Annotated in this window: 17 protein-coding genes and 2 CRISPR repeat arrays; of the genes, 6 read left to right on the forward strand and 11 right to left on the reverse strand. The window is 40.3% G+C overall.

Annotated elements, in window-relative coordinates:
• Positions 1-2,049 (forward strand): GUN4 domain-containing protein (locus H6G92_RS35435; protein WP_206758404.1); only part of this gene is annotated, 2,049 nt, incomplete at its 5' end.
• Positions 2,050-2,082: 33 nt separating this feature from the next.
• On the opposite strand, the gene H6G92_RS35440 is transcribed toward H6G92_RS35435, so the two are convergent.
• Positions 2,083-2,340 carry a hypothetical protein gene (locus H6G92_RS35440; protein ID WP_190901171.1) on the reverse strand — a complete coding sequence of 86 codons (258 nt, stop codon included), beginning with the start codon at positions 2,338-2,340 and terminating at the stop codon, positions 2,083-2,085.
• Between the two features lie 194 nt (positions 2,341-2,534).
• The gene (locus H6G92_RS35445; RefSeq protein ID WP_190901187.1) at positions 2,535-2,846 is read right to left on the reverse strand and encodes a hypothetical protein; all 312 of its coding nucleotides are present in this window, start codon (positions 2,844-2,846) and stop codon (positions 2,535-2,537) included.
• 199 nt (positions 2,847-3,045) lie between these two features.
• Here H6G92_RS35445 and H6G92_RS35450 point away from each other — a divergent pair, with 199 nt between their 5' ends.
• Positions 3,046-3,345, forward strand: a complete 300-nt coding sequence (locus tag H6G92_RS35450; RefSeq protein ID WP_190901173.1) for a carbohydrate-binding module family 14 protein — start codon at positions 3,046-3,048, stop codon at positions 3,343-3,345.
• A gap of 488 nt (positions 3,346-3,833) precedes the next feature.
• On the opposite strand, the gene H6G92_RS35455 is transcribed toward H6G92_RS35450, so the two are convergent.
• On the reverse strand, positions 3,834-4,289 hold the full coding sequence (locus tag H6G92_RS35455; protein ID WP_190901174.1) for an RICIN domain-containing protein: 456 nt from the start codon (positions 4,287-4,289) through the stop codon (positions 3,834-3,836).
• Complete coding sequence (locus H6G92_RS35460) at positions 4,279-5,256, reverse strand: RICIN domain-containing protein (protein WP_190901176.1); 978 nt, start codon at positions 5,254-5,256, stop codon at positions 4,279-4,281. The genes H6G92_RS35455 and H6G92_RS35460 overlap by 11 nt, the downstream gene beginning before the upstream one ends.
• Positions 5,257-5,413: 157 nt before the next feature.
• On the opposite strand from H6G92_RS35460, the gene H6G92_RS35465 reads away from it, so the two are divergent.
• Positions 5,414-5,752: a DUF3140 domain-containing protein gene (locus H6G92_RS35465; RefSeq protein ID WP_313890048.1), complete on the forward strand. Its 339-nt coding sequence runs from the start codon at positions 5,414-5,416 to the stop codon at positions 5,750-5,752.
• A 7-nt stretch (positions 5,753-5,759) separates the two neighbouring features.
• Here the strand turns inward: H6G92_RS35465 and cas1 are convergent, their stop codons facing one another.
• From cas1 to H6G92_RS35485, 4 genes are all read right to left on the reverse strand, one after another.
• The gene (cas1, locus tag H6G92_RS35470; RefSeq protein ID WP_190901179.1) at positions 5,760-6,812 is read right to left on the reverse strand and encodes a CRISPR-associated endonuclease Cas1; all 1,053 of its coding nucleotides are present in this window, start codon (positions 6,810-6,812) and stop codon (positions 5,760-5,762) included.
• Between the two features lie 96 nt (positions 6,813-6,908).
• Positions 6,909-7,600: direct repeats of the CRISPR family, unit length 37 nt; unit sequence GTTTCAATCCCTGATAGGGATTAAGTGAAATTGCAAG.
• Positions 7,601-7,720: 120 nt separating this feature from the next.
• Positions 7,721-9,235 carry a reverse transcriptase domain-containing protein gene (locus H6G92_RS35475; RefSeq protein ID WP_190901180.1) on the reverse strand — a complete coding sequence of 505 codons (1,515 nt, stop codon included), beginning with the start codon at positions 9,233-9,235 and terminating at the stop codon, positions 7,721-7,723.
• A 566-nt stretch (positions 9,236-9,801) separates the two neighbouring features.
• A CRISPR array of direct repeats spans positions 9,802-10,479; the repeat unit is 37 nt; unit sequence GTTTCAATCCCTGATAGGGATTAAGTGAAATTGCAAG.
• Positions 10,480-10,904: 425 nt separating this feature from the next.
• Entirely contained in the window at positions 10,905-11,336 is a 432-nt protein-coding gene (locus H6G92_RS39990; RefSeq protein WP_242059450.1) for a hypothetical protein, read from the reverse strand.
• 151 nt (positions 11,337-11,487) lie between these two features.
• The gene (locus tag H6G92_RS35485; RefSeq protein WP_190901181.1) at positions 11,488-12,042 is read right to left on the reverse strand and encodes a hypothetical protein; all 555 of its coding nucleotides are present in this window, start codon (positions 12,040-12,042) and stop codon (positions 11,488-11,490) included.
• A gap of 250 nt (positions 12,043-12,292) precedes the next feature.
• Here H6G92_RS35485 and H6G92_RS35490 point away from each other — a divergent pair, with 250 nt between their 5' ends.
• The gene (locus H6G92_RS35490) at positions 12,293-13,279 is read left to right on the forward strand and encodes a phosphotransferase enzyme family protein (protein WP_190901182.1); all 987 of its coding nucleotides are present in this window, start codon (positions 12,293-12,295) and stop codon (positions 13,277-13,279) included.
• 14 nt (positions 13,280-13,293) lie between these two features.
• Here H6G92_RS35490 and H6G92_RS35495 read toward each other — a convergent pair whose 3' ends face one another.
• Complete coding sequence (locus tag H6G92_RS35495) at positions 13,294-13,476, reverse strand: hypothetical protein (RefSeq protein WP_242059451.1); 183 nt, start codon at positions 13,474-13,476, stop codon at positions 13,294-13,296.
• A gap of 140 nt (positions 13,477-13,616) precedes the next feature.
• On the opposite strand from H6G92_RS35495, the gene H6G92_RS35500 reads away from it, so the two are divergent.
• On the forward strand, positions 13,617-14,780 hold the full coding sequence (locus H6G92_RS35500; RefSeq protein WP_190901183.1) for a calcium-binding protein: 1,164 nt from the start codon (positions 13,617-13,619) through the stop codon (positions 14,778-14,780).
• 632 nt (positions 14,781-15,412) lie between these two features.
• The gene (locus H6G92_RS35505) at positions 15,413-15,874 is read left to right on the forward strand and encodes a DUF4383 domain-containing protein (RefSeq protein WP_190901184.1); all 462 of its coding nucleotides are present in this window, start codon (positions 15,413-15,415) and stop codon (positions 15,872-15,874) included.
• A gap of 327 nt (positions 15,875-16,201) precedes the next feature.
• Here H6G92_RS35505 and H6G92_RS40980 read toward each other — a convergent pair whose 3' ends face one another.
• A complete protein-coding gene (locus H6G92_RS40980) occupies positions 16,202-16,360 on the reverse strand; it encodes a hypothetical protein (RefSeq protein WP_190901189.1) in 159 nt (52 codons plus the stop codon).
• A 37-nt stretch (positions 16,361-16,397) separates the two neighbouring features.
• Positions 16,398-17,318 carry a hypothetical protein gene (locus H6G92_RS35515; RefSeq protein WP_190901185.1) on the reverse strand — a complete coding sequence of 307 codons (921 nt, stop codon included), beginning with the start codon at positions 17,316-17,318 and terminating at the stop codon, positions 16,398-16,400.
• Between the last annotated feature and the right edge of the window lie 96 nt (positions 17,319-17,414).

The raw sequence follows: 17,414 nt of genomic DNA on the forward strand, positions 1-17,414 counted from the left end.
GTTTGTAGACGTTTTTTAAGTTCTTCTTCGCTCTCTGCGATTTCAATCTTAAAAGGGCGGCTCATGGTTATTTTAATTTATCGAGTTTGTTTTCTCTATTATATGCACCTTCATATAAAATTGGTATTACAGCTTTCAGGATTAGTTGTAAAACAGCAAGGTAAGTTAAGGATTTATAATCAGATTTATCGTGAAATATTTGATTCCAGTTGGATAGAAAACCAGTTAAATAGTCTGCATCCTTATTCAGAGAATTTTCGCTTTTGGGTGGCTTCTGGAGGTGCTGATGAATCACGGTTATTGCGGGGGAAGGCATTACAAGAAGCTGAAGAATGGGCGAGGGATAAAAATTTAAGCTATCAGGATAAACAGTTTTTAGCAGCTAGTAAAGAGACAGAGATTCAAGAAGAAATTGCCGCTAAAGAACAAGAAGCTGCTTTGGAACGGGAGAGAAAGGATAAGGAGGCAGCAGAGGGGAGAAATCAATTGCTCAGTGAGGCTAATAAGAAAGCTCAACGACGAATTAGTGTTGGAGTTGTTGTTTTGGTTGTAGCAGTTTTGGGAGCAGTGGGTTTAGGAATATTTTCTAGTAAGCAGGTTGAGGTAGCCAATAAAGCTAAAGGGGAACTAAAACAAGCAAAAGAACAGACACAAGAGGCACAAACAAGTGCTGAACAAGCAGAGAAGCAAGAATCGGAAGCTAGAATGCAAGTCATATCAGCACAAAAGAAAGTAGAAGATGCGGATAAAAATGCTAAACTAGCGCAACAGCAAGCCCAAACTTCTCAAAAGAAAGCCTCAAGATTTGAGCAAGATGCAGCAAAGGCGAGACAGAACTTAAGTGAAGCTCAGAAAACAAAATTAAAAATTGAAGCAGAATTTCAGAGAATAGAATCTAAATTTAAACAAACAAACACTAAAAATGAAAAGGCTCAAACAGAAGTTGACACTGTTCGCCAACTTGTAGCCTTAGCTGGACAATTGCGGAACCAAAGTTCATCAGCTTCAGATGAAGCTTTAAGGTTGGCAGCAGTATCATTTAATATTGATAACCATGAACTCAAACAAGCACTATTAATTGCCGCTAAGTCGCAAGTCTACCGACAACTGAATGACGACTGGTGGATTAATGCTAACAAGGAAATTGAAGGAATCCAGTCAAATTTATCTCAAGTTGATCAAAAAGTTTTAGATTCTAGCCAAGGTTTACAAGTTCAAGTATTAGCCCAGAAAATTCAAGGTGATTTACTAGCCCAGAAAAACACTAAAGAAGCTATAAAATCTTATACAGCAGCATTCAATATTTTAAAAGATCATCCAAAAGAAACTGATTTTACTAAAAATAATCAGTTGCTTACAGGCGATAATATTGAATCAATACATCGGAGTTTAATTAAGCTAGACCCTCAGAATAAAAAAATAAAGAAACAAGTTGAACAATCACTGACACAACATTTATATACTCAACTTGAATATTTTTTGAAAGCTAAAAATTGGGAAGCGGCTGACGGAGAAACAGATAAACTCATGCTTAATATTGCTAAAAGAGAAGAACAAAGATATTTGAGTATCGACTCTATTAATAATTTCTCTTGTCTAGACCTGCGAAAAATAGATAAGTTTTGGTTCAATGCAGACAACCGTTTTGGCTTTCGGGTGCAAAAGGAAATATGGATCAGCACTGGGAATAGGCTGGGGATAAAACTAAACGAGTGGACTGATAAAGACAGTGACAATTATTTGCGGTTTGCCAAGGCAGTAGGATGGTATGATGACAAAAGAGAGCCAGACAACCAAGCAGAAAACTCAAGAGGGAACTTCGTAAGTCACGATGAACTGGTGAGGCGTATAAAGGAGGAAGGGAGGAGGAACTCAAGAGGGAACTTCGTAAGTCACGATGAACTCATGAGGCGTATAAAGGAGAATTCAATGAGTGATAAGTATGTCAGTTTACCTTCCCTTAATCTAACTCTACCTTGGTATAGCAAATCAGGATACATCGTAGGGAGAGTGAGTCAGACACTTCTTCTCTCGCGTTGCGACTTGTAAACATTTATTTCAGCCCCATTTCTCACGCAATAATCAGCATTTCGCAAAACCGATACCTGGCACTGGTGGCTGATAACAATTCGCGTGAATAAATTTTGCTGCTACCTCATGCACCTCCGTACTTTCAGTTACCTTTTGCTTGTCCCAAGGTAAACTCATCTGCCCAGGCGATGACTTTTTTGCCTTCCCACCTTTCATCACCGAAGGCAAAAAGCGACTTCCCCAAAAATTTCGTTTCTCTGGTTTTGCCTGCGGTCGATATTTTTGGCAAAATCTGCGATATTTAGCCATACACTCTTCCAAAGTTCGCCCCAGTTGCAAAAACGACAGATGCCATTGCGTGATGCCATTGTTGTCTTCGGTTTCCTCCCTTCCTTACAAGCTACCACAAATACAGCTTATGCTCATTTAACCCTTTTCCAAGTTCGGAGTGCTTTTTTGAGATACGCGATCGCCAATTTGTGCTGTCACATTGTACAATCACGCTACTCCTCCCAATCCACCAACACCCCACCTACACATGCAATCCCCCATTGCGGAAATTTTGCCAGCAACTTCTTAATCACAATCTGCAAAGCCGGATCATCATTCCAGCACTCTTGCAAGAACTCAAACCCCTGATTCTGCCCCGAATTGCCTGCTACTTTCAGTTTCTGCATACGCTCCGTCCGCGCATTTGACCTTGCAACTATAGCCTCATGCGACCATTTTCCAGCACTGGGGACAGGCGCAGTGGAACTTTCACCTTCATCAACTGCTTTGACTTCTCCGGCCGGAACTGAATTTTCAACTGACAACGAAGTGGGATTACCCTGTTCTACCTGCCCCTGAGTTTGATTAGCAATAGGCCTTTATGAAGTTACTAAGAATCAATTAGCCTGTTATATAAAGGTTATTTAAATATTCCCTAACTGTCCTAACTGTCCTTGCTTCTTTACTTCCAACACAGGAGAATAGTGAAGTTTTAGTCAAGAGAATCATTGGAAACTAAATTTGATGAAAAAGCTACTCATTTGTGCTTTTATCGCAATCGTCCTAAGTATAGGACTACTAACAACTAGTGCAAAAATTGCTATTGCTAATGCAGATACATTGGCGGTAGTTTCTGATTATCCATGTGGCCCTGCTGAGGTTGATAATCTCTACCCAAACCCGGCAGATCCTCATACCTTTTATCAGTGTGCGCCTGATGGAATTAAACTAATACAATGTCCGACTGGCTTATTTTTTGACGTTGACGCGAATCGCTGCGAGTGGGGTTCTCCAGCAACAGTAGAGACAGAAGACGAAGCCTAACCATTACCACACCTGTAAGTTAACAGATTGTTTGTTGCTCTAACAGATTGATGTCACCGAAAAAGAAAACCTGACATCGTATAGTTTTCAGTTGTTAATACGAGTACTAATCCGCACTTGGTGAAGAATACTAGAAAAATTCCAGATCCTTAAGCGGAATTGACCTAACAATTCGCAATTCGCAATTCACAATTCGCAATTGAAAATGCGAATTGTGAATTAATTGATTAATTGTTTAAAAGTGGGTACAAGCCCCCACCATCCCGTAGGTTGGTGGCCTTCAATTAGTGGTGGGTGCAAGCCCCCACTAATTGTCTTAATTGCGAATTGCGAATTCACAATTGCGAATTGTTTTGACTTTAGAGGTTTATGAGTGGAAGACATTAATCTGTTAAAGTAACAAACAATCTGTTCACTGACAGCAGCAATCTTAAGGGTTAGCGCTTATTAAGCGTGCCATTGTGTCCAACTCTTTGCTAAGAGATTAACTATACAGCCTCAAACTTCCATTTGTGATGATCAACGTTATCTTTTATCCATTGATCGATTTTTCCATTATTATCCTTGTTACCGCCATTTACCTGTAAAACCTTACCACTAGCCTTATTGATGAGGTAAAAGTAGTCATCACCTGAATCTTCTAACAGCCATTTGAAATGATCTACTTTGTCGTTGGCCCATTGTACGACCTCGGCTCCATCAATGTTACCACCAATCGTAGTTAATGCTTTACTCCTGCTTTTAACTATAAAGTAAAAGTAGCCATTACCTGCATCTTCTAAGAGCCATTTGAAGTGATCTACTTTGTCGTTATTCCATTGTACGGCTTTGCCTCCATCAACAGTACCACCAGTCATAGCTAATGCCTTACCACTATGTTTAGCATTCAGGTAGTAGTATTTTCCAAGAGTAGGTGAATTAGATGTTTTGCTCTCAACTGACAACTGACAAAGTTTCTAGCTTAACAATCAGGTCATCAAAGTCTTGATCTCCACCACCATAAATATCCTCGAAACCGTATTCATTTGGTGATATGACTTTGACATGAGATTTACCATCAGGGTTAGCAGCAGTATTGAAGAAGTAAGCTAGAGGTGGCTTAGAACCCTCATTTTTTAGGTTTTTCTGTAAAAATAGGTCAGGAGTACCGTTAGCAATCAAGAAAACACTATATTTAGGCCCACCCGGTAAATCATATTTAAAAGTTTGCCCTTTTTGATATGAACCTTGATCAGCATTTGGTAACGGAATACGATTTTTAACCACAGTCGCAGCGTAATTAGGATCTCCTGGTTTGACTCCAGCAGTGCTGCCATCATCATTGATTGCAAAGATACCAAAGCTGTTGTTATAGCCAATATTGGCAGGAACATTAACTGTGATTTGAACCTTGTAGGTTTTTCCAACTTCAGTTTTTATTGTTCCATTTTCTGAGATGGGTGGTATGGAAGGTGCAATAGTTTCAAGCGGCACAGCCTCAAATTTCCATTTGAAGTGATCGACTTTTTGGTTAGTCCACTGGATAACATTCGCTCCATCAGTATTAAGACCACCATATACAGCTAAAGCTTTGCCACTGTGTTTGGCGATGAGGTAAAAATAGCCATCACTTGCATCTTCCAACAGCCATTTGAAATGATCGACTTTTTGGTTAGTCCACTGGATGACATTCGCTCCATCAGTATTAAGACCACCATCTACAGTTAAAGCTTTGCCACTGTGTTTGGCGATGAGGTAGAAATAGCCATCACCTGCATCTTCTAAGAGCCATTTGAAATGATCTACTTTGCCGTTATCCCATTGTACGGCTTTGCCTCCATCAACAGGATCATTAGTCATATCTAATGCTTTACCACTATGTTTAGCAATCACGTAGTAGTATTGTCCTGCGATAGGTGATGTAGCAACCATGATTCTAACTCCTTAAATTAATAGATTTTGAACATGAGCATGAGTAAGGCTTCTTCATTCGTGTACAAACCAAAAGACAACTCACTACAATAGTGTTTGCCACAAGACATCAGCCCAGGGCATAATACTATTGCGACAGCAAATACAATAATCAGCAATAGATGAGTTTAAGTCTTCAGTCAACATGACACCGAAGGAACTAGCATCTTGGCTGGAAACGGAAGAATCTCAATCTGTGGGACAAAAGAAAAATGATGATGAATCAATTGGACACAAATCCGGCAAGCGCATTATCGATTTGTTAAAAAAGGAAAGAGATAGTTATACAGATGATGACTTATCGCATATCAAAAAAGTTGTCAGTTACATTCATCGCCACTTAGCACAGCAGCCTGAAGATGATATTGAACATACACGTTGGCGATACTCATTGATGAATTGGGGGCATGATCCATTAAAAGGTGATGTTGCCGAGCGATCATCTGAATCTAAATAATCCTTAATTATTTGAAGTCAGGAGAGTAATATTCTTGAATCTGTCCTTGTAAATACAAGATTAATTGTTTTGCTTGGATGTAAAACAGGTCTTCATAAGTACATTTAATTTTTATCTCAGGGTAGCTGATTTCCGTGCCCATCTTTACTTGGTAAGCACGGGTAATTGCTTGGGCTGCAACGAGCGGCAGTGTGTTTTCATTCCAGGATTTATTAAAATCCTTCAGTGTGACATAGCCACGATTCAAAACAGTTTTCACGCAGGCGATCGCTAAGATTTGGAATTCTGTAGTTAGATCGGTGATTAGTCCCTTAGTTTGGTGATGGGTTTGATGCCAGTAACCAAGGTTAGGATTTAGCCCCACTGAGAAAACAGCATTTTTGATTGATTCTTCTAAAAGCTTCTCGCTAAAGTCAAGCATTCGGCAAACAGGAGAATTATCATGCCGCGAAGTAAACTTCCAATCCGGGTTTATGCACTGGGGAAGCATACGATAAAAGATCTGCATTCCTTGGCCAATTAACCCTTGCAATGAGGTAATAGAATCGTGGTTTGTAATGCAATTACTAAGATGTAAAATATCCTTAGAAGCTTGACTAATTTCTACAGCACCATCACGCCCACAGCGTTGTAAAAACCGCCGGAGGCGACGGAGGCGACCCCAAGTTGCACCTTGCATAACCTCAACTCTCATGGCATCGGTCATCATAGCTTGGGACTGCATGATATCTGCCCTAATTTTGTAATCTGGTTCAATCCTTCCCAAGAATTCGCCAGATTGAGAAAATAGAATTACTGGAATACGCCATCGCAGAATTTTTGTGAGCGCTGACGATTTAATTTCTGGTTCTGTTGCGATAATCGCACGAATATCCGTCAATTTAAATATGCTTTCTTGTCTACCTACAGTTATTTGTAATACCGATGTATCTGACTCTATGAGTTGAGTTATTGCCCCCGTATCTAAATATAAAGTCGTCCCCGATTGCTTTATTATTTCTGCCAGTTTTGGACTCGGCTTTGGCACGTTTGTATAAGCTTGATATTTAGTTTTCGCCATTATTCGTTTCCTCAAACTCTCAAATATACTCGTGTGACAACTGATAATATTCACTGTCTTTAGCCCAAACTAGCTCTATTATCGGTTTGTCTCGATATCTTAACCCCTAATAGGGATTAAGTGAGATTGCAAGGATATTATTAGATTTAATTCACTACACGGTGTACTAGTTTCAATCCCTGATAGAGATTAAGTGAAATTGCAAGTACAGCTAAGTTTTCTAATATCTATGTCGGGAATATTCAGTTTCAATCCCTGATAGGGATTAAGTGAAATTGCAAGATATTTTCGCTATATGCTTATTTTCTTCAGCGCTGTTTCAATCCCTGATAGGGATTAAGTGAAATTGCAAGAACGGACATTTAGCGAGTAGGTTGTCAACGGTTTTGTTTCAATCCCTGATAGGGATTAAGTGAAATTGCAAGCCTTCGTACTATTCAAAAAATTTCAGGGCATGGGGTTTCAATCCCTGATAGGGATTAAGTGAAATTGCAAGTGAGGAGTGGGGATATCGTGTGGAAAGTAGCAAGGGGTTTCAATCCCTGATAGGGATTAAGTGAAATTGCAAGGAAGTATACCGAGGGACTGGCTTCTAATAGTTTTCGTTTCAATCCCTAATAGGGATTAAGTGAAATTGCAAGCTACTTGACTGAGATGATGCCCAAAGCCTACCTATCCCTTGTTTCAATCCCTGATAGGGATTAAGTGAAATTGCAAGTCCATGCCACCAATGTAGAAGAAGGATCTAAGGGTTTCAATCCCTGATAGGGATTAAGTGAAATTGCAAGTACCCAAGGTTGAGTCACGAAGTCCTCGTGGTCAGGTTGGGTCGATGGAGGGTATTATCCCTCGCACCTCCCATTTCAATCTGGACGTGCATCTTTCGGTGCATCCAGCTTACGACAAATCTAGGGCGATTTGCCCTTGCAAGAGTGAATAAAATTGTGACAAGAACGATGCACGGCTAGAAGATTTTTAGGTTTCCAGTTGTGATGATTACCGTCAACATGATGCAAATGGATTTTTTCACCATCAGCAAAAGAAAGTCCACAATATCCACACTTATGGCTTTGTAAAGTTAAGGCTTTAGAGGTAGCGCCATCGTAGAATTGAGATTGGCGTTTACTCCAATAAACGATGTCACCGTTAAAGGGTGAATAGTCACCTTTAACATTGATAAAATCGTTTTGAGAGTAGGGTACTGCGGGGAATGCCTTTTTAATTAAGTTTTCGGCTTGATAGCGGTTCATCTTTGGTTCTTGATTGAACACTTTGAAAGTTCGATTATTGATGAACCATAATGAGAACTTAGAGCCAGACATTTTGCAGTAGCGATGGTAATATCGCCATCCTCTGACAATTGGGGCTAGTTTTTCAGCTTTAACTGTTGCACCATAATTCGAGTTATTAACGATAGATTTGACTTGAGAAGAGAAAGCTTTAAAGTTATCCTTTGATGGAGTAGATTTAAACTTTCCATTTTTCTGGACAAGGAAGTGCCAGCCTAAGAAATCAAAACCATCTGTCGCGGAAACTAATTTTGTCTTTTCGGCTTTGATATTTAGCCCTCTTTGTTGCAAGAAATCTTCGATTTGTTTGCGTATTTCGTTTGCATTATCATTGGGTTTCAGGAAAAACACCATATCATCTGCATATCTGACGGATTTATGAATATTTTCAATTCCGTCTAATGCAATATTGGCAAGTAACGGACTTATCACTCCTCCTTGTGGTGTTCCTTGTTCCGGGAATTCTGGATTAACGCCTATTTTTAGACATTTCCACAATCGATTTTTCACGCTTTGTGGCGCTATCACATGGGACATCAAGAAGTTATGATTAATTCGGTCGAAGCATTTTTCGATATCGATTTCAAGGATTCGTTTATCTTTTCCGTTGACATGAGAGTGAAGATTTGAAAATATAAATCTTTGACAATCATGAGCGCAACGTCCAGTTCTAAATCCATAGCTTCTCGGATGAAATAATGCTTCATGAACTGGTTCTATCGCATATTTGATTAGGCATTGCCAACTTCTATCGGCGATGGTTGGTACTTTTAATATCCTTTTGGCTCCATCTTTTTTGGGAATGGGAATAGCTCGCAATTTCTGATGTTTCCATTGGAAAACATGATTTTTTAAATATTCATCGAGTGCCAATCTTTCCGATGGACTTAAGGACTTTTTCCCATCGACACCAGCCGTTTTCTTGCCAGTATTTAGTTGAGTAACTTGACGAATCGCTAATAGTCTTGCACTGCGTGACCTTAATATTAGCTTTTGTAGATTCAATACTCGTTTCCGGTTTTTGGCTCGAATCGCTTTGTATAATCGACATTGCAGGCGGAATAAATTTTTGCGGAGTTTCTTCCACGCTAATTTCTCCCATGATTCACTGTAGTTTTCTACGTGCCCAACCATACTCTACGCCGTTAATTATCTTCTGATTGCCTCAAACCAATTACGGTTTGTCCTACCTGATGTGGAGATTTACGTATCTCGTCTTACCTACTCGGTTTTCGACCTTTTCCCCAGACTCCAACATCATTTTTTCTCGTTCCAATTCTCAGATTATTTTGATAGTTTAGGACAGACCATTTCGCCTATATTCTTCTCAAAGGAATGCAACTAACGAAACAATATTGTTGCGAGAAATTAAATATTAAGTCGGTATTTTTAATTCAGATTACCGCTTGGGATTAAGACGCTTTTTTAGGTCTTGTTTATCCATGCTATCTCCCCTTTAGCGCCAGTGTGCCATATCTGCTTCTGGCTCTGATTGCGCCCTTATTCCCAGCTTCGCTCTGTAGAATTCCGAGTCTACTCGGCGTGGGTAGATTGGGAGTCATTGTTTCCTTTCCAAGGTAGGATTTACACCTACATCCAAGAATTAGTTATGGAATTTTCAAGGTTTTTTTAATCCTTGTCGTTCTCACTTTGAGTTATATACAATTATTTCTATTTTTTTCTCAAAAACGAGTCGCACTGTTTCAATCCCTGATAGGGATTAAGTGAAATTGCAAGTTTGAATTGTACTTGCTCCATTTTGCAAACTTTCTGTTTCAATCCCTGATAGGGATTAAGTGAAATTGCAAGGAAGGTGTAAGAGTTACACAACAGGTATTGAAAGTTTCAATCCCTGATAGGGATTAAGTGAAATTGCAAGCATCTACAGTTTGTCTCCAATTGACTGCCTGATTAGTTTCAATCCCTGATAGGGATTAAGTGAAATTGCAAGAAAATATTATGATGTGCTTGCTGGCACATTTTTGTTTCAATCCCTGATAGGGATTAAGTGAAATTGCAAGTTGTAGTCGTTATTCTAAAAGTCTCGCTCAAGGTAGGTTTCAATCCCTGATAGGGATTAAGTGAAATTGCAAGCGAAGCTGGGGGGGGCTACTTGGCATCTCTCCCAGTTTCAATCCCTGATAGGGATTAAGTGAAATTGCAAGAACCCAGCACGGTAACGGTCGGTCATGTACATTTGTTTCAATCCCTGATAGGGATTAAGTGAAATTGCAAGTATTCCCCTGTCAGTCGGCCCCAGCAACTTGCTAGTTTCAATCCCTGATAGGGATTAAGTGAAATTGCAAGCCATCCTAGAAAAGCCATTGCCAGTGGTTAAAAAGTTTCAATCCCTGATAGGGATTAAGTGAAATTGCAAGATACAAGCCCAAAACACTGTGTTTATTAGGTTTTCAAGGTTCCGATGCGCGGATAGGTCAATCATAGCATGGAGAATTTGGATTGAGTAGTAAAGAAACAGCTAAAACCTAGTCTGTGTAAGGTGCGCGGGTGCTTGAGCAACTATTTTGGCTAAAACTGTTGCAATAGGCGCATTTGAAACCCCTTTCCCTATTTTTGCTTTTGAACACCTACCTACCCGCGCATTCCGCAAGGGAAATAATCTTTTTGTGTTTACAGTGAGCCGATGAACTTTTCATATCATAACGATATAAATAGCTATAGCTTCTAAAGTTACGCTACTCTCAAAATCGATTTCTGTACTAGAATATGCTAGCGGTTAAAGCGCTTTTCCTGAAAGGGTTGCTGTAGGCATCGCTATTCATTCCACCTTAATAACACCCCATCAACACAAGCGATACCCCACTGTGGAAACTTCGCCAGCAACTTCTTGATCACGATCCGCTTTCGCCGGGTCATCATTCCAGCAGTCTTGCAAAAAGTCAAACCCCGGATTCTGCCCCGAATTTTCCGCAACGCATGAGTTTCTGCATACACTCAGGTCGTGCATTTGCCCTTGCTCCAATCGCCTCATGCGAGCCTTTTTCAGCACTAGGGACAGGCGCGGCAGAACTTTTACCTTCATCACCCCTGCAACAATTGCATAAAAATATACAGTCGCAGTTTCAACAATAGAAATGATGGCAAATCTATCCAGTAAAGAAGCGATCGCAGTTCCGTATGAGCGATCGCTATAATCAATCTCTAACCACAGGGATTGATTATTACAATTGTATTTGTCGCAGTGCTTTAGCGATTGCAGTGCTAGCCCCCTCATTTCATCACTTTTAAAACATAAAAAGTAGGTAATTGCTCTATTTAGTTGCAAGAGAACAATGACCCAAGAATGAGTGTTTTTACGTTTTCACTCGTAAATGCAAACTATAACGAGTATATTATCAGTTTCATTTGGCAAAAATGCGTTTATCTCAAAAAGCAGTTTGCTTCTGTTTACGTTTTAACTTCCAAGCACCATAAAAAGCAACGAGCGCAAACGTACTAAGTGTAAAACTTCGTTCAGGAACAGGCTTGACTGCTATTAAGATTGTTGAAGTGTTGATAGAGATATTGCCACCATTAACAGAGATACTGCCACCACTTCCAGCAGAATTTACATTAGTAGGGTTGATAGAGGTATTGTCACTACCACTATGAATTACGCTAGTAGTGTTAACAGAAACGGTGGCACTATCACGAATAATTAAATTCCCAGTATTAATAGTAATATTACCAGCGTCATTAACAAGGGCTAAGGCTCCTTGGTTAGTTGGAGGATTATTAAAGTACGCACTACTACCAGTGGGTACAGATAATTCTGAGAAGCTATGAAACAAGTTATTGCTCATTAGAGTACTGCCTCCAATAACGCTGAGGTCATTCTCTGTTTGGATATTAGAACCATTGTCAAAAGAGACATCTGGAGCAATTTGAGCCAGCCCATAACTCCCAGGCAAAATACTTCCCCCAGTTATGATAATACTCAATAAACTTCTCCAACAACTAAAACGCCAATTAAACATCGCACACCTCCACGAACAGCAATAGCGCTACACTAATTAGTCAAGTATAAATCAGGTTACTAGCTATCTAGTTTTTCCCTTCTTACAGGTCGCATATTTGACAAAAGCAACAATCGCCTCATGCAATCACTTTTGAGCATTTGGCACGGGTGCAGCCACAAGCTAATCGTTGAGAGTTAAGGTTAAAGTATGTATGCCAAGACGTTATAGAAAAATGCAAGATAACATCTATGACTACATAGCAAAAACTGCCCTTACTCATTACGGTATAGCTCAAGGACAGCGTTGTTTTTTAGGTAACAGTGGAAGCATAACCTTCTGTATAAAAACGCCATCGGAAGATTTTCTTCTCCGTATTCATCGACCAATATCCATGCTCCAAGGCGATGTATGGCAAAGACCACAGGTGATTGAGTCAGAACTTCTGTGGCTTGTTGCCTTGCGTCATGACACAGAGATTGTTGTGCAGGAGCCAGTGAAAAATCTACAGGATAAATGGTTAACTCCAGTTTTGGCAGATGATACCGGAGAAGCGTTTTATTGCTCACTGCTGCATTGGATTGATGGCAACATCCTCAACGGACAACGAACTCCACAACAGTCTTACCAACTTGGTTTGTTGCTAGCTCAATTGCACCAGCATAGTAGTCAGTGGCAACTGCCACAAAACTTTGTTCGCCCAGCATACGACAAGAATCGTTTGCAAGTAACGATCAAAGCACTTTATCCAGCAGTATTACAAGAATTGATTTCAGCAGAAAATTACAAGCTCCTCGAGGTAGCGGCTTGCAAAATTCAAAGGATGATGGAAACACTCTCGCCAAAACAAAATGTCTGGGGGCTGATTCACGCTGACCTTCATGAAGGTAACTATTTATTGCATAACGAGGAATTTTGCCCAATCGATTTCGCACGCTGTGGCTTTGGTTACTATCTTTACGATGTTGCAAGTTCGCTTCAATATTTACTTCCTACTGTCAGACCTTCCTTTTTTGAAGGCTATCAAGCTATTCGTAAGCTACCTGAACACTACTTACAGATTACAGAAGGTTTCTTTATCATGGCGCTGATTGAAGTACTTTCTTTTCATGTGAATAATCCACAAGAGCATAAGTGGATTTCGGAAAACGTGCCGTATATCGTTAAAGAACACGTTCATCCGTATCTTGAGGGCGAATCATTTTTGTTTGCTAAATACTAGGCAGTTGGTGACGATCACAGCACAACAACTTCATTTTCATCAGCACCCCACTCACGCAAATAATTCCCCAGCATGGAAACTTCGCCAGCAACTTCTTGATTGCAATCTGCTTTCGCTGGATCATCATTCCAGCACGAGAGCAAGAAGTCAAAACCCGGATTCTGAAGAGAATTCGCCGCAACCTTGAGTTTCTGCATACGTCGTAGTCGCTCCAGGAGCAGAATGTCTGCGGGGAAATCTTAGTTAATAGCTATATTCTGCAATATTTTTTCAAGAACAATACAGCCGATAACAGGTTACTATACAGCAGTTACTCAAAAACAGGTAAAGCAAGATTATGGCAACAATTATAGGTACTGATGGAGATGATATTTTAGTAGGAACTGCTGAGGATGATAGATTTATCGGCAGTGCAGGCGATGATACGATTACTGGTGGAGATGGCAGGGATACCATTGATTACAGTGACTTAGAACAACCTGTAACACTCCAACCAGTGGTGATTCAAAAAGGCGTAATTGGAACTGATACGTTTAGAGATTTCTTTGAAACTGTTATTGGTGCTAGAGGACAGACTAATATTATTGATGCAACTACAGACAGTACAAACGTATCAATAGTAACTGATTTATCCAAAGAAAGACTAGAAATTAGAGTTGTCGGTTCGCCAACAATAATAGTCAGTGTGAAAAATTTTGTCAATGTAATTGGTACAAATCAAAAGGACACTATTACTGGTGATGCTGCTGATAATCAATTATCTGGTAGCGGCGGCAATGACATTATTAGAGGTAGTGCAGGCAATGATACCTTAAATGGTGGAGATGGTACTGATACGGCTGATTACAGCAAAATAGGTGTAAGCTCTACCATCTTCATTGATGGAACTCTTCAAAAAGGTGGTGGGCTAGGTAGAGATTTACTTGGTAATTTTGAAAATCTTGTTGTTGATGCTAGCGTTGCAAATAACACTATAGATGCCTCAATTGCTCCTTCAGCACCCTTTTTAGTTGGAGATGCATCAGTTAACGTTAACCTTGAAAGTCAAAGTTTCGTAATTAATAATGTTCCTAACATAGGCACAGTTGAATTCACATTTATAAACTTTGATAATGTTAAAGGTACAAATCAAAGTGACACCATTGTTGGAGATAGGCAAAATAATGTATTATTTGGCAATGGTGGAAACGATACACTTTCTGGTAAGAGCGGAAACGATACACTTGCTGGTGGGTTAGGTACAGATACTCTCACTGGGGGACTAGGTGCAGATAGATTTGTTTTTACCAACCTATTAGAAGGTGTTGATATTATCAAAGACTTCAAGGCTGTTGAAGGTGATAAAATTCAAGTTTCTCAAGCAGGGTTTGGTGCTATTGACCTGAGTGACTTCAGTTATGATCCCCTAAATGGTTCTTTGTTCTTCCAAGAATCTAGATTCGCCATTGTTGAAAATAAGCCTACTGGTTTTCAAGCTAATCTAGACATTCAACTGGTTTAAACTTAGGGATTGTGTAAGTTCGATACTACAGTGGGACTTAGATAAAAAATAAACAAAAAAATAGCTTAAATGTATATACGGAGAAACTTTGACATCGATTTGCTTAGTTTCTTGATATATCTAGGTTCAAATATTTTTGAGCCTTTGGTGTATTTCCTTTGCCCTGTAGAGGTTTCAGGTTAGTTTTTGCATCAAAAATGTTTAAGTCCCGCTATTTCTTAATCATGATCACCAACGCCGGATCGTCCCAGCATTCATGCAAAAAGTCAAAGCCCCGATTCTGCCCACAACGTTCGCGCAGCGTCTCGTAGAGAAGCAGATTGACTTGGTGCAGCATCCACAAGCGCTAGCGATGTACAGTCATTCGCCGTAGGCGAGTCTTCAAGTTCTGACGCGCTTTCGAGCCGACTTAATTAATTGTTTTTTAAATTCTTACTTTGGGTAGGAGTATTTCTTCTTTACTTTGAGATAAGTTGAAACTAGGAAAAAGATTGCCATTAGCATTAGCTCAAAGCAAGCAGCTTGAAAAAAGAGCTAAAATGAAGTTCTAATTGCAGCAACCATAGTGAATTAAAAAGGGATAAGTAATCCTGTTAGTTTCCCAAAATTTCTACTCAACAAGGAGTATTATCATGGGAGCGCGTTATTTTGCCCTGATTAGCGGCATCGTGTTTTTATTACTTGGCATTTTTGGCTTTATACCAGGCATGGTAGCAACGCCCGGTAGTGGTGGACCAGAAGTTATTTTTAAACCTGGATATGGCTACCTGCTCTCCTCATTCCCCATCAATATTCTCCATAATCTTGTGCATATAGCTGTTGGGATTTGGGGATTGGTTTCCTACAGCAACTACATTAGAGCGCGAAATTATGGACGTGGTTTGGCGCTTTTTTATGGAGTGTTGGCAATTATGGGATTATTACCCGTTTTAAATACGGTGTTTGGTTTAATCCCGGTCTTTGGTAACGACGTTTGGCTTCATGCAATCACTGCTGTAATTGCCGCCTATTTTGGATTCAAAACACCCAGCGCGGCAGAATTGCGAGAGCATGAACGTGAGGTAGTAACAAGTCGCTCACGTTGGCGTTTCTAGTAAGTTGGATGCAAGAATCGCTAAGGCTTTTGCATTCAGCTTATTAAATTAATCGTAAGTGAGCTTCTAAAGAGCATAGTGATTATTGGACTTTGAACAAAAAGAAGCTGGTTGGCGATTATAAATCGCCAACCAAAAACTACACATCACAAATTAGCCCAGCGATTTTTCAAACTGAGTAACACATATCAAACTGGATTGGGTAGCTTGGTAGGTGGAAGCCGAACAGTTGCTCAACCCTACAAACTGCTTGCATCGTGAGGTGGTTGATTCACCCAAACTCTGGTGCACATAATTCTACGTAGGCGTAGCCCGTCGTAGACATCGCTATTCATTCCACTTCATCAACACCCCATCCACAATCGCAATTCCCCACTGCGGAAACTTCGACAAAAGCTTTTTGATCACGATCTGTAAGGCAGGGTCATCATGACAGCATTTTTGGAGGAAGTCAAAACCAGGATTTTCCCCAACCAGAGAAGCCATCTTCAGTTTCTCCATTCGCAATAGTCTAACTTTGGATCTAAATGGCGATATCTTCTCTACGAGACGCTCCGCGAACGGTGGTAAACAACGCCTCACTAGATTTTTGCACCTGATAATTGATTACAGATAGATTCCACTGCTTCTCAAACTTGCTGATTGTTGCCCTCATGCTGGCGTAATACTTGCTGTCTAGCAAATATTGAATTACCCACAATGGGGGGCATTCTCCAACGTTTGCTCTATCCAACCATTCAAATATCTCACTTTGATTTAATGACACGGGTACGGCCGAACTTGTGCCTTCATGATCTACTCTATCCTCATCACCAGAAACCAAGTTTTCAGCCAACAAAGAAGCAGAGGGACGACTCGGTTCTATTTTTTGATGTGCGATCGCTTCTTTGTCAGAAAATTCATTTTGAGCGACAGACGCGGCGGAACAAGCACCTTCATGAGAGACTGCCGCCTCAACACCACAATCCTGCTTTTCAGCCAACAACGAAGTAGGATTACTTTGTACATCATCCACAAGCGTTAGCGATGTACAGTCATTCGCCGTAGGCGAGTCTTCCTCCTTCTCTGACACGCCTTGAAAAGTCTGAGGCGACGCGCCCCTCAAGGGCGCGTGAGCCGTCTTCTCCTCACGCGAATTTCCTGTAAGCGTGTCAGAGACACTCCTCACAATCTCTTTTGAAGAGTTTGTGAGGAGTTTCTGACCAGTTCGTGAGGATTCCTGTAACCCTTGTTCTGACTGACTTTCACCTAAAATAGATGCTTGATTTAAAGCACCCATTTCTTCACAGCCAGCATCTTTATCTGAATCCCCAGCATTTGATTCTTGTTTTGTAGAATCTGGTTCCTGATTTTCAGCATTGGGTTTCTCCCAGAACTCCTTCATTCTGCTGCCGTGCAAATTCCTTACCATCCACAATACCATTGCCAATTCACGAGGGTTCAACGCCTGTAGAAACGGGATGAACACGACCTAAAGCAGTAAGCTTGGCAAAAATCTGGGTTAATAAAATAGGCTCAGGGATTTCGGGAAGCATTTTTA

This window comes from Nostoc foliaceum FACHB-393 (genome assembly GCF_014698505.1).
Taxonomy (GTDB): Bacteria; Cyanobacteriota; Cyanobacteriia; order Cyanobacteriales; family Nostocaceae; genus Nostoc; species Nostoc foliaceum_A.